This window comes from Nocardiopsis dassonvillei subsp. dassonvillei DSM 43111 (assembly GCF_000092985.1).
In the GTDB taxonomy this organism is placed as follows: Bacteria; Actinomycetota; Actinomycetes; order Streptosporangiales; family Streptosporangiaceae; genus Nocardiopsis; species Nocardiopsis dassonvillei.
Window position 1 is genome coordinate 5,434,377 of the sequence record NC_014210.1, and the last position, 13,023, is coordinate 5,447,399.

The 13,023-nt window shown below is 71.5% G+C and carries 10 protein-coding genes; 2 read left to right on the forward strand and 8 right to left on the reverse strand.

Going from position 1 to position 13,023, the window contains the following annotated elements:
• Positions 1-34: 34 nt before the first annotated feature.
• Positions 35-2,143: a catalase gene (locus NDAS_RS22630; protein WP_013155579.1), complete on the reverse strand. Its 2,109-nt coding sequence runs from the start codon at positions 2,141-2,143 to the stop codon at positions 35-37.
• A 287-nt stretch (positions 2,144-2,430) separates the two neighbouring features.
• Here NDAS_RS22630 and NDAS_RS22635 point away from each other — a divergent pair, with 287 nt between their 5' ends.
• Complete coding sequence (locus NDAS_RS22635; RefSeq protein ID WP_013155580.1) at positions 2,431-3,285, forward strand: SDR family oxidoreductase; 855 nt, start codon at positions 2,431-2,433, stop codon at positions 3,283-3,285.
• Between the two features lie 232 nt (positions 3,286-3,517).
• On the opposite strand, the gene NDAS_RS22640 is transcribed toward NDAS_RS22635, so the two are convergent.
• A complete protein-coding gene (locus tag NDAS_RS22640) occupies positions 3,518-3,928 on the reverse strand; it encodes a ChaB family protein (protein ID WP_174547560.1) in 411 nt (136 codons plus the stop codon).
• Between the two features lie 438 nt (positions 3,929-4,366).
• On the opposite strand from NDAS_RS22640, the gene NDAS_RS22645 reads away from it, so the two are divergent.
• The gene (locus NDAS_RS22645; protein WP_013155582.1) at positions 4,367-5,302 is read left to right on the forward strand and encodes an alpha/beta hydrolase family protein; all 936 of its coding nucleotides are present in this window, start codon (positions 4,367-4,369) and stop codon (positions 5,300-5,302) included.
• A gap of 653 nt (positions 5,303-5,955) precedes the next feature.
• Here the strand turns inward: NDAS_RS22645 and NDAS_RS22650 are convergent.
• The 6 genes from NDAS_RS22650 to NDAS_RS22675 form a co-directional block, all read right to left on the reverse strand.
• Positions 5,956-7,242 carry an HNH endonuclease signature motif containing protein gene (locus NDAS_RS22650; RefSeq protein ID WP_013155583.1) on the reverse strand — a complete coding sequence of 429 codons (1,287 nt, stop codon included), beginning with the start codon at positions 7,240-7,242 and terminating at the stop codon, positions 5,956-5,958.
• 764 nt (positions 7,243-8,006) lie between these two features.
• Positions 8,007-9,332, reverse strand: a complete 1,326-nt coding sequence (locus NDAS_RS22655; RefSeq protein WP_013155584.1) for an ABC transporter substrate-binding protein — start codon at positions 9,330-9,332, stop codon at positions 8,007-8,009.
• A 65-nt stretch (positions 9,333-9,397) separates the two neighbouring features.
• Positions 9,398-10,489 carry a branched-chain amino acid ABC transporter permease gene (locus NDAS_RS22660; protein WP_013155585.1) on the reverse strand — a complete coding sequence of 364 codons (1,092 nt, stop codon included), beginning with the start codon at positions 10,487-10,489 and terminating at the stop codon, positions 9,398-9,400.
• 2 nt (positions 10,490-10,491) lie between these two features.
• Entirely contained in the window at positions 10,492-11,343 is an 852-nt protein-coding gene (locus NDAS_RS22665; RefSeq protein WP_013155586.1) for a branched-chain amino acid ABC transporter permease, read from the reverse strand.
• Between the two features lie 13 nt (positions 11,344-11,356).
• Positions 11,357-12,076, reverse strand: coding sequence for an ABC transporter ATP-binding protein (locus NDAS_RS22670; RefSeq protein ID WP_013155587.1), 720 nt, complete (start codon positions 12,074-12,076; stop codon positions 11,357-11,359).
• Complete coding sequence (locus tag NDAS_RS22675) at positions 12,073-12,975, reverse strand: ABC transporter ATP-binding protein (protein ID WP_013155588.1); 903 nt, start codon at positions 12,973-12,975, stop codon at positions 12,073-12,075. Before NDAS_RS22675 ends, NDAS_RS22670 begins: the two co-directional genes overlap by 4 nt.
• Between the last annotated feature and the right edge of the window lie 48 nt (positions 12,976-13,023).

Sequence of the window (13,023 nt, forward strand, 5' to 3'; positions counted from 1 at the left end):
CCGTCTTCGCTACGTGTCAGTCGCTCCCCCGCCGTCAGGCGGGCACGGACGCCGTCGGCCGGTCCCAGAACCGGTGCCCGCCCAGCAGCCTCGTGAACTCGGCGACGCCGTCCTCACCCGCGTCCGGCGAGGCGACCACGCCCAGTTCCACCCGCAGGGCGTCCACGGGCCCGGTCAGCTCCTCCGGCAGCGGCGGGGCGAGCAGCTCCGTCCCCGCGCCGACCGCGGCCACCGGCTTGTGGTGCTTGTACGCCTCCAGCACGAAGTGCCGCGCGAGCCCGTCGCCCGCCAGCGTCCGTGCGGCGTCGGAACCGCCGGTCACCACGACCGCGTCGTAGAGCACCGAGGAGACGGTCGGGTAGGCCCGGTCGACGGTGACGACGCCGCCCCGCGAGGTGCGGACCGCGCCGTCGGCGGCCGCGAGGAGTTCGACCACGGCACCGGCCCCGATCAGGGGCTCGCGGAACGCGTCGACGGCGGCCTCGTCCACGCCGTCCGCGACCAGGACGGCCACCTTGCGGCCGACGACGGAGCCGAACGCGGTGTTGAGCTGGCTCAGGGCGGGCGAGGAGCGGCCGTGGTTGGGCGTGGCCTCCCGCTCCGGCGGCTCGACGCCGATCCCCTCCGCGACCCGGACGGACAGCCCGTGGTCCACGTGGTTGAGGTTGGCCACCACCCGCTGGCGCACCTCCAGCTCCTCGCACTTGCCCAGCTCGAAGCGGAAGGCCTCCACCACGTGCTCGCGCTCCCAGTCGGCGAGGCTGTTGTAGAAGAGCGTGGCCTGGGAGTAGTGGTCGGCGAAGCTCTCGCTGCGCACCCGGATCTTGTCGCCCTCGACCTTCTCCGTGTAGTGGCGGTAGACGCCCTCCCCGTGCGCCAGGGCCGGGCAGCCGCCGCCCAGGCTGTTGGGGTGGTAGGAGGTCCCGCCCCGGTGCACGCGGTGCTGGGCGAAGCCGTCCCGCTGGTTGTTGCTCACCGGGGCCACCGGACGGTTGATCGGGATCTGCTGGAAGTTGGAGCCGCCGAGGCGCAGCAGCTGGGTGTCCAGGTAGGAGAAGTTGCGGGCCTGGAGCAGCGGATCGTTGGTGAAGTCGATGCCCGGGACCACGTTGGCGGTGTGGAAGGCCACCTGCTCCGTCTCCGCGAAGAAGTTGTCCGGGTTCCGGTTCAGGGTCAGCTTTCCGATCGGCCGGACCGGGACCTGCTCCTCGGGGATGATCTTGGTGGCGTCCAGCAGGTCGAAGTCGAAGGCGTGCTCGTCCTCCTCCGGCACCAGCTGCACGCCCAGCTCCCACTCGGGGTACTGGCCGCGTTCGATGGCCTCCCACAGGTCGCGCCGGTTGAAGTCGGGGTCCTTGCCCTGGACGCGCTGCGCCTCGTCCCAGACCAGCGAGTGCGTGCCGAGCAGGGGCCTCCAGTGGAACTTGACGAAGGTGCCGCGGCCCTCGGCGCTGACGAACCGGAACGTGTGGACCCCGAAGCCCTGCATCGTCCGGTAGCTGCGCGGGATCGCCCGGTCCGACATCAGCCACATCATCATGTGCGTGGTCTCGGGCTGCAGGCCCACGAAGTCCCAGAGGGTGTCGTGCGCGGACTGCGCCTGGGGGATCTCGTTGTGGGGCTCGGGCTTGACCGCGTGGACGAAGTCGGGGAACTTGACGCCGTCCTGGATGAAGAAGACCGGCATGTTGTTGCCGACGAGGTCGTAGTTGCCCTCCTCGGTGTAGAACTTCACCGCGAACCCGCGCACGTCGCGCACCGTGTCGGCGGATCCGCGCGACCCGGCGACCGTGGAGAAGCGGACGAAGACCGGCGTGGTGACGTCGGGGCCGCTCAGGAAGTGGGCCGCGGTCAGCTCGGAGAGCCCCTCGTAGGGGCGGAAGTGGCCGTAGGCGCCCGCGCCGCGCGCGTGCACCACCCGTTCGGGGATCCGCTCATGGTCGAAGTGGGTGATCTTCTCCCGGGCGTGGAAGTCCTCCAGCAGTGTGGGGCCGCGCGCCCCGGCCCGGAGCGAGTTGTCGGTGTCGCCCACCCGGACGCCGGTCTCGGTGGTCAGGGGCTGGTCGGAGTCGGTCCTGACCGCGTCGAGCTGGCGGTCCTTGGCGTCGCGCCCCTCGCTTCCCCCACGTCCTTCAGTGCTCACAGCAGGCCTCCGTCGATCTGCGGGTACCACGTGCCGGGGTCTCCCCCCGGTTCCACCTGACCGACGCCCGTTCGGGGCAAACGTCGTTGACCGCCTTTTGGAGCGGCGTTCACCGCGGTGCCGTCCGGGCCGGGACGACCCGCGCCGGGCCCGAGTCAGCGGGGGCGAACGGGGTAGGGGCGGGCACGCGGAAGGACCGCCCGGGCACGCCCGGGCGCACAGCGCGGGACGCCCCGGACGGATTCCGGGCCGGGCCCGCGGAACCGAAACGACAGGGGGAGACGACCATGTCCGAGACTTCGCCTCCGGCGCAGAGCCAGCCCTACCCCGGCCGGACCGAGCCGATGGATCCGCAGCCCAGGGACGAGATGCGCGGCTACGAGGGCCGCGGCCTGCTGAAGGGGAAGCGGGCGCTGATCACCGGGGCCGACTCCGGGATCGGCCGCGCCGTCGCCGTGGCCTTCGCCAAGGAGGGGGCCGACATCGTCTTCGGCTACCTCAGCGAGGACGCCGACGCCCAGCACACGGTGGGGCTGGTCCAGGAGCAGGGGCGCAAGGCGGTGGGCGTACGCGGCGACCTGGCCGACGAGTCCTTCTGCGCCCACCTGGTGAACCGCGCGGTCGAGGAGCTGGGCGGGATCGACATCCTGGTCGAGCACGCCGCGACCCAGGCGCCGGTGGACGACTTCACCGACCTGAGCACCGAGCAGCTGCGCCGCACGTTCGACGTCAACGTGATGGGGGTGTTCTGGACCGTCCGCGAGGCGCTGGAGCACATCCCCGAGGGCGGTTCGATCATCATCACGGGGTCCATCAACGGCCTGCGCGGCAACAAGTCGCTGATCGACTACGCGTCCAGCAAGGCCGCGGTGATGAACCTGTCGCACTCGCTGGCGCAGACGCTCATGGACCGGGGCATCCGGGTCAACTGCGTGGCCCCCGGTCCGGTGTGGACGCCGCTCATCCCCTCCACGCTCGGGGAGAAGGGCGCGGAGGGCTTCGGCAAGCAGTCGCCCATGGGACGGGCCGCGGACCCGGACGAGATCGCGCCCTCCTACGTCTTCTTCGCCAGCGAACGGCTGTCGTCGTACTACACCGGCGAGACCCTGGCCCCGACCGGCGGGGAGATCCAGGCGAGCTGAGCCGGGGGAGGGGCGGGGCCGCGGTTCCCGTCCCCTCCCACGCCCGGCGGCCAGGGGGGGCGGCCACGGGCCCGGGGGGCGCTGGCGCCCGGCTGGTCCGCCCGGCTCGCCCGCCCTCCCCGCACGTGCCTTCACGACGTGTGCCTTCCCAACGCAGGAAGAAGCCCCTCCCGGACGGAGCTCGGGAGGGGCTGCCTGGGATGAGCCGACGGCGTGTCCGGCCGGGATGGCGTCAGGAGCGCGCCTTGGCGGTGCGGCGGTCGTTCTCCTTGCGCAGCGCCTCGACCAACTGGTCCTTGTTCATGTTCGAGCGCCCCTGGACGCCGAGCTTCTTCGCCTGCTCGTAGAGGTGCTCCTTGCTGGCGTTGGCGTCCACTCCCCCGGCGGTCTTCTTGTCCTTACCGCGTCCGCGCGCGGCCTTGGGGTTGGACGCCTGCTCGTCCGAGGGGCCCGAGCGCTGCTTGGGCACCCAGCGGTCGCCCTGCTTCTCGAATTCGTGCTTGACCGCCGCGAAGGCGACGCGGTGTGCGCGCTCGCCCTCCCCGTACTCCTCCACAGCGGAGTCGTGCGCCTTGATCCAGGTGCGTTGGGCCTTCTTCGGAGACCGCTGGAGGGTCGACGGAAGTTCGCTTGCACCGGGCATGGTCATCACTCCCTCGTCGTGCGCCTACACGGTCCGCCTGCCCGGGGAGGGACCGCCAAAACACCGCGGCCCGCCGGTGCGGCGAGGGGTCGGGACGCCGGTGCTACGGGAACCGGTGCCCCGAGGGCACCACGAGCGCACCCGGGTCACCGGGTGGCCGCACGTCCCCCTCTCCCCCCGCGAGCTGGGCTCCGTCACTACTGGTGATTCAACGGATGCACGTTTACCGAAACGACACCATAGTGAATCCACGGCCGAAGGGAGCCGGTCACCCGGCCCCCTCCTCCGCCACCGAGAGGCGGGGCGGCCACCGCCGACCACTGCGGGTGCCCATATGGTTACCTTACGGTAATGTCGGCTTTCCCCCCACGGGAGACCCTTGGTCCGCGAACACCGCGAGGTGCGCGGATTCCCGCTGCACGAGAAAAAGGAAAAACCGTGCGAACATACCCCCTTTCCCCCGAAGAGACCGACGGCGCACAACACGGCCCCCGCTCCCGCGTGGCCCGGTTCGCCGCCCGCGCGGGTATGACCCTGGCGCTCACCGCCGGGCTGACCGGCGTCGTCGTCTCCCCGGCCCAGGCCGCCAACCCGTACGAGCGCGGCCCCGCGCCGACCGAGTCGAGCGTCACCGCCGAGGAGGGCTACTTCGACACCGACGAAGAGAGCGTGTCCTCGCTGGTGAGCGGGTTCGGCGGCGGCACGATCTACTACCCCACCGACACCAGCGAGGGAACGTTCGGCGGCGTCGTCATCGCGCCCGGCTACACGGCGAGCCAGTCCTCGATGGCGTGGATGGGCCACCGGATCGCCTCGCAGGGCTTCGTGGTGTTCACGATCGACACCAACACCCGCTACGACCAGCCCGACAGCCGGGGACGCCAGATCGAGGCCGCCCTGGACTACCTGGTCGACGACAGCGACGTGTCCGACCAGGTGGACGGCGACCGCCTGGCCGTCATGGGCCACTCGATGGGCGGCGGCGGCACGCTCGCGGCCGCCGAGGACCGGCCGGAGCTGCGCGCGGCGATTCCGCTGACCCCCTGGCACCTCCAGAAGGACTGGTCGGACGTCGAGGTGCCCACGATGATCATCGGCGCGGAGAACGACAGCATCGCGTCGGTCAACTCGCACTCCATCCCGTTCTACGAGAGCCTGGACGGCGACCTGGAGCGCGCCTACCTGGAGCTGGAGGGCGCGAGCCACTTCGCGCCCAACCTCTCCAACACGATCATCGCCAGGTACAGCATCTCCTGGCTCAAGCGCTTCGTCGACGAGGACGAGCGCTACGAGCAGTTCCTGTGCCCGCCGCCCGACACCGGGTTCTTCTCCGACTTCTCGGACTACCGGGACTCCTGCCCGCACATCACCTGACCCCGCACCGGCGCCGCGGGGCCGCTCCGGCCCCGTGGTCTCCGGAACCGCGACACGGCGGCGGCCCGGCGGACCCTCCCCCGGGCCGCCGCCCGTGTGTTCGGGCAGGAAGGCCGTCCTCACCGACGAGCACGGACGGGAACACCGTCCACGGGCTCCGGTCAACGCGCAAGCCGAGGGTGGTGTCGTTGGCGGTGGTTGTGGCTGTGGCGGCACCAAAGGCGGCGGGTGTCCGGGGACTCCGATCAACGCCCTGGTTGCGGGTGGTGGCCGAAGGCAGCGGCACCAGCTGCCGCGAGGTGGTGCGGGGGGGGTGACCAACGGTCGGTGTTCGGGGATGGTGGGGCTCTGCTGCGGTGGCAGCGAAGGCGGCGGGTGTCGGGGGCTCCACTCAACGACCTGGTTGCGGGTGGTGGCCGAAGGCAGCGGCGTCAGCTGCCGCGAAGTGGCCCGGGAGGGCGATCAACGCTTGTTGTGCGCGCGTGGTGAGGCTTTGCTGCGTTGGCACCAAAGGCGGCGGGGCTGGCGGGCCTTGGGCAGCGGTGCCGGCCCCCGGGGCGAGGGTGGGCGACGGTGGCAGCGACCACAGTGGGCGCGGGGCCCGGGCCTCCTGTCGGGCGCGGGCATGCCGGGGACCGGCACGACTCGGGGAGTCATTTTCGGGGTGGGGGAACCGGAATCCTGTCGGGCGGATGGTGCCGTTCCTGCTGTCGGTGTGTGCGCAGTTCGCGTTGGTACTTGGCCCGGTTGTGCGGCCCGCACAGCGGTTGGAGGTTGGCGACCACCGTGCGCCCTCCTCGGGAGAACGACTGCACGTGGTCGGCTTGGCACAACGCCACCGGTACCTCACATCCGCCCGGGTGGGCGCAGGTGGCGTGTCCGTGGAAGGCGGCGGTGCGTTGGCGGGTTGAGGCCAGGCGGCGGCTGTGGCCCACATCCAGCACCTGTCCGGTGGGGGGTGCGGTGAGCATCCGCACCACCTCGGAATCGGCGGCGAGTTCGTGGACCAGCCCGACCGGAATCACTCGACCGTGCTCGTCCAACGCCGGAACCTCCTGGCCTTGGGCGTCCAGGTAGGTCTGCACGGGCACCACGATGCGGATCTGCGCCAATGGAGCCGGAGCGTTGGCGCATCCGGTGTGGGTGGTGGCGAAACGCAGCGCCGCGATGAGCGCGTCGTGCTCACGCTGGGACCGGGACCGGGTGTCACCTTCCCCGGATGGGGTGGTGAAGGTGTCGATGGCCGCGCGCACGATCAACGCATCCCCAGACCCACCCCAGGCCTGGAGCTGGTAGCTGCCCTGGAACGTGTCATGCACCGTCAGCCCGCGGGCCGCGTGAGCAGCTTCGTGGTCGCGGTCCAGGCGGTGGGGGTCCAAACGGTAGGCGACCTGGCGGGCCACCGACTGGAGCTGGTTGACCGACAACGCAGGCCGCTCCGCCTTCGCGGCCACCAGGGCGGACTCAAACCCGTGCCGGTACTCCCCCTCATCGGGAAAGTGGTCCTCATCGCGGGTCTGGACGGCTTTGTCGGTGGCCTTGGCGATCGCCACCGCCTCACCCAACACCACCCTGCCCTCAGCTACTGCTTGGGCAGTGGCGGGCAGCGTCTCCTCCTGCACGTGCTGGGCCAAACGAGCCAAATCCTTGGCCTGAGCGGTGGGCATCGTGCCGTGGTGCACCAACCACTTGTCCAGCGTGGAGTAGCCGCTGTAGCGGGCGACCTCACCGCGCGCGTACAGGCGCGCCATCTGCGCCAACGCCTGATACCGGATCTGATCCAGCTGCGCCCACAGCGCCGCGATCTCCTCAGCGGCGGCCTCATCGGCCCCGGGCGGCACTTCGGCGTTCAACGCCTGGTGGATGATCTCGCGCGCACCGGCCAGCGCGGCCACGGCCGGGGAACATTCCCCGGGGGCCGCCTCGTGCGCTGCGATCATCATCTCCATACTTCTTATTATAGGCCAGCGTCCGCCATTTCTCCACTATTCACAGCATCAATGGCTGACTTTCTTTCCGGAGACTGATTTTGCTTCTTCTACCACAATTAGACCGGACTCAAAAGGCGTCCGAAAATGTGGCCCAGAATGTCACCTTAGCCTTGGCGCGATCGTCGCCCGCGCTGACCACGGGGGCCGGGGTCGTTGCCCGAGGCCGGAGGGTCCGCTTGCCGTTGGTGCCGACGCAGCAGAGCCCGACCACTCCTAAGCCCCGGGCGTTGGTCGCCCTCCGGTGGCCGCTCACGCCTTTGGTGCCGCTGTTCGTCGGCCAACCGCACCCCCACCCAACGCGCACCGTTTTCCGCAGGCCATCCCACTTCGCGGCAGCTGGCGCGCTTTCGTTGCCGCCAGAAACCCCCAGCAGGAATGGCGTAGGGAGGGGCCCTGAAGACGGCCCCTCCCTACCCTTCAATTCATTACCCCCGTGAGCACAGGGCGCTTAAGGGCATGCCAAAACCTCCGTGGGTGGGATCCCCCCTATTTCCAGGAAACCATCACCACCCCACCCGCGACCAGCCCCGATGTGCGCCTGTGGAAAACGCGGCCTTACAAAGACCGCCCCACTCATGGAGAGCACCGACCCGCAGTGACCATCCACTCGCGGAGACCACCGATTCGCAGTGACCACCGATCCGCAGTGACCACCGTCCCGCGGGGACCACCACTCTCCGAACCCGTCCGGACCCATCCAGACCCATCCGAGCTCAGTCGTGGAAGACCAGCTCGTCCGGGCCGAGGGCCGTGAAGTCGGCCTCCTCGATGGGGCCGCCCTCGCGGTCGGTCACACGGGGCTCCTGGACCATCTCGATGCTGCCGCCCGACTCGTACCGGACGACGTAGACGCCCTGGTGGCCGCCGTGGTCACCGTCTCCGGAGGCGAAGGGGACGGGGCTGGGGCCCTGCCACTCCTGGGACTCCAGGGCGTCGACGAGCGACTGGCGGGTGAGGTCCTCGCCCGCCGACCTGAGAGCCTGGGCGAACATGACGGCCTGGGTCATGCCGAAGACGTGCGTGTTGGTGATCGTGCCGCCCTCCCCGTACTCCTCGTACACGTCGATGAAGAACCGGGCCCACTCGTCGTCCTCGTCCTCCACGCGCGGCATGTAGCTCGTGATGAGCATGCCTTCGAGGAACTCGTCGGCGGGCACGCCCTCGGCGTCGGTGTCCTGCGTGAACTCCGCCAGCAGGCCCTGGAGGGTGGCGGTGTCGCCGCCGATGCTGGAGACCACCCACTGGGGCTCGTAGCCGATGCTGGCCGCCTCCAGCATGCCGAGCGCGACGAACGCCGGGATGCAGGAGCACACGACCACCTCGGCCCCGGTGCGCTCCAGTTCGGCGATCTGGGCGCTGAGGTCGGGCACCTCGGATTCGTAGTGCTCCCGGGCCACGACCTCGTCGCCGAGGTACTGGTCGAGCCCGGTCTGGGAGTCCTCGCCGACGTCGTCGTTCTGGAACAGGTAGCCGACGCTCTGGTCGGGGAAGTTCGCCGCGATGTACTCGCCCTGGATCTTCGCCTCCTTGGTGTAGTCGGTCTGCCAGCCGTAGGTCAGCGGGTGCTCGTCGGGGTTGTTCCACGCCAGGGCGCCCGAGGACGGGAAGACATCGGGCACGCCCTCCTCGTTGAGGTAGTCGAGGACGCTGCTGTGCGTGGGCGTGCCCAGACCGCCCACCATCGCAAAGATCTCGTCCTCGATGACCAGCTGCCGGGTCACGTCGATCGTCCGCGCGGGGTCGTAGGCGTCGTCCTCGACCCGGTAGTCGATCTCGCGCCCGTTCACGCCGCCCTGGGCGTTGACGTACTCGAACACGGCGCGGGCGCCCTGGGAGACCGCGAGGTAGCCGGGGGCCGCGGGCCCGGTCAGGGGCTGGTGGGAGCCGATGACGACGGCGTCGTCGGTGACGCCGGTGGAGACGTTCAGGTCGACCTCGGAGCCCTCGGTGACCTCACCGGCGCCGGTGCAGGCCGTCGCCAGCATCGTCAGGGCCAGGGAGGCCGCCAGGGCGGCCCGGGTTCCGCTGCGGTTGCGCATGGGGTTCTCCTTCTCGGGGGGTGGGGGGTGGAGCGGTGCCGGGCGGGCGGGCGCCCCGGCACCGACTAGCGGGGTCCGGACCCGGCGGGTCCGAGGCGTGCGGTCAGGCGCTGGAGCGCGCCGTGGATTCCCAGGGGCCAGAAGCGCAGGACGAGGATGAGGACCACGCCGAAGAACACGATCGGGAGGTTGTTCTCCGCGTCGCGGCTCAGGCCCAGGGTTCCGGCCAGGTCGGCGACCCAGACCTCCAGGTAGACGATGGCGACCGCGGCCCACAGCGCGCCCCACAGGCTGCCGATGCCGCCCAGGACGAGGGCCGCGAGCAGGGTCAGCGACAGCGCGAGGGTGAAGGTGCTGGGGGTCGCGGTGCCGAGCACGTAGGCCTGGAGGCCGCCCGCGAGGCCGCCCGCCGCCGAGGCGATGACGAACGCGACCACCTTCGTCGTGCCGACCGGGATCCCGGCCATGGCGGCCGCGGTCTCGTCGTCGCGGATGGCGCGCATGCGGCGGCCCAGGCGGCCGGTGGAGACGGTGGCCAGCACGGCCAGGCCGATCACCACGGCGGTCCACACGACCAGTGCCTTCCACTCGCTGTCGGTGACCAGGCCCTGGAGGAGGGGCGGCGCGCCCGCCGTGCGGATGTTGAGGCCGTTGCTGCCGCCGAGGAGCTCGTGGTAGCGGTGGGTCAGCCCGGGCAGGCCGACCGCGAGGATGAGGGTGGCCCCCGCCAGGTAGGGGCCGTGCAGGCGTGCCGTGGCCGCGCCGACCGCGATCCCGGCGACGGCGGAGGCCCCCGCGATGAGCAGCAGGTTCACCGCCAGGGGGAGCATGGGCTGGTACAGGACCAGCAGAGCCATCGTGTAGGCGCCGATCATCATGAACGCGCCGTGGCCGAGGGACACCTGGCCGCTGCCGCCGACGAGCAGTTGCAGCCCGGCGACGGCCAGCATGGTGTAGCCGACGGCGGCCACGCGCAGCGCCGTGAGGTCTCCGGTGGCCAGCAGCAGCGCGGTGACGGCGGCGAGTCCGAGGCCGGCCAGGAGCAGGTGGCGCAGCGGCGCGGGCAGCGCGCGCCACCGGCCGCCGGAGGCGGCGGACGGGTTCGGGGGGTGGGGGGCGGCGGCGCGCTCCGCGCGCTGCCGGGTGGGTGAGGGCATCGCTACACCTTTCGCGCGGCCGGGCGGGACAGGATGCCGTCGGGGCGCACGCTCAGCACCGCGACGACGATGACGAGGGCGGCGAGGGTGGCCAGCTCGGGCCCGGCGTAGCCGGACACGTAGGACATACCGAGGCCGATGAGCATCCCCCCGAGGACGGCGCCGAACGGGTTGTCCAGGCCGCCGATGACGGCGGCGGTGATGCCGTAGACGAACACGGCGTCGAACACGTTCGGGGAGATGAACGGCGGTCCGGCGAGCATGCCCGCCAGGGCGCCGATGAAGGAGGCGATCGCCCACCCCGCGGTGAGCATCAGGCCCACCCGCACGCCGCTGAGCCGGGCGGCCTCGGGGTGGAAGGCGGCGGCGCGCATGCGCAGGCCCAGGGGGGTGAACCGGTACAGGGCGAACAGGAGCAGCGCGACGGCTCCGACCGACACCAGGGCGAACACGTTGGCGGGCGAGAAGCGGCCCACGTAGCTGAACGCGTAGCCGAACCCGTGCTGCTCGTTGCCCCAGACCATCCCGACCAGCCCCTGGACGACCAGGAGGAGGCCGAGGGTGACGATGATGGCGTTGAGCTGGGAGACGCGGGCGATGGGCCGGATGACGAACCGCTCGACCAGCGCGCCCGCGGCCAGGCCCGCGGTGAGCGCGGCGGCGAAGCCGAGCCAGTACGAGCCGGTGAGCTGGGTGACGGTGTAGGCCGTGTAGACCGCGACCAGGGCGAGCGCGGGCTGGGCGAAGTTCACCAGGCGGGTGGCCTGGTAGATGATCACCAGGGACAGCGCCAGCGCCGCGTAGGCCGCCCCGGACGCCAGCCCGTTGAGGGTCAGGTTGATGAAGTGGGTCATGCGGGGGACTCCTCTAAAAGCCCAGGTAGGCGTGGCGCGTGCGGTCGTCGGAGAGCAGGTCGGCGGAGGCGCCCCCGACCGCGACGCGCCCCTGGTTGAGGACGAACCCGGTCTCGGTGACCGACAGCGCCCCGGCCGCGTTCTGCTCGACCAGGACGACGGTGAGCCCGGTGCGGTCGCGCAGGTCGCGCAGGAGGGTGAAGATCTGCCTGGTGACCAGGGGTGCGAGGCCCAATGAGGGCTCGTCGAGCAGCAGCACCCGGGGCCGGGCCATGAGGGCGCGGCCGATGGCGAGCATCTGGCGCTCGCCCCCGGAGAGGGTGCTGGCGGGCCTGGCGCGCCGCTCGGCCAGGGGTGGGAAGAGCTCCAGGACCTCGCCCATGGCGGAGTCGCGGCGGCGGTCGGACCGCCACAGCCCGCCCAGGCGCAGGTTCTCCTCGACGGTGAGTTCGACGATGACGCCGCCGCCCTCGGGGACGTGGGCGAGGCCGCGGGTGATGACCTTCTCGGCGGGCAGGCGGGTGATGTCCTCGCCGTCGAGCAGGACGCGCCCGGAGGCGGCCGGGTGGAGGCCGGTGAGGGTGCGCAGCAGGGTGGTCTTGCCCGCTCCGTTGGCGCCGAGGACGGCGCACACGCCCTTGGCCGGGACGGTGAGGGACACGCGGTCCAGGGCGCGGACGGCTCCGTAGGAGGCGCTGAGCTCCTCGACGGTCAGCAGGGGCGGGGCGGTCATCGGGCGGCTCCGTTCGCGTCGCCGGGACCGGCGGCGGGGGTGTCCGTGGGGGCGGCGGCCGTGGCTCGGGCCGGGGTTCCCGTGTCCCGGCCGGGCGCGTCCGCGGGGGTGTCCTCGGGTGCGTCCGCGGGGGTGCCGAGGTAGGCCTGGGTGACGAGGGGGTCGGCCTGGACCTCGGCGGGGGTGCCGGTGGAGATGACCCGGCCGAAGTTCAGCACGACGATGTGGTCGCAGACCCGCATGACCAGGTCCATGTGGTGCTCGACGAGGACGACGGCCATGTCCCGGCTGAAGCCGCGGATCCGGTCGGCGAGGGCGTCGATCTGCGCTCCGGACAGCCCGCTGGCGGGTTCGTCGAGCAGGAGGAGTTCGGGTTCGCCGACGCAGGCGCGCGCGAGGGCGACCTGCTTCTGCACGCCGTAGGGCAGGGTGGCGGGCAGCCGGTGGGCGTGCTCGGCGACCCCGAAGCGCTCCAGGGCGGCCAGGGCGCGCCCGCGCAGCTCACGTTCGTCGCGGTGGTGCCGTCCCAGCCCGGTGAGCAGTGAGAACGGGCCTCCGGAGGCGAGGCGGTCGGCCCCGGCGACGACGTTGTCCAGGACCGTCATCATCGGGAAGAGGTTGAGGCCCTGGAAGGTCCGGGCGATGCCGGCGCGGGCGAGGTGGTGGGGGCGGCGGCCGGGCGGCGGGGCGCCCTTCCAGGTGATGGTCCCGGCGGTGGGGCGCAGGACGCCGGACAGGACGTTGAACAGGGTGGTCTTGCCCGCTCCGTTGGGGCCGATGAGGCCGACGACGGACCCGGGCGCGACCCGGAGTCCGACGCCGTCGAGCGCGGTGAGGCCCCCGAAGCGCACGGTCACCCCGTCAGCGCTCAGGAGGTGCTCCGTTGCGGTCGTCGTCATGGGCTGCCTTTCTCTTCGACCGGAGGCGTACCGACCAGTTGGTATGAG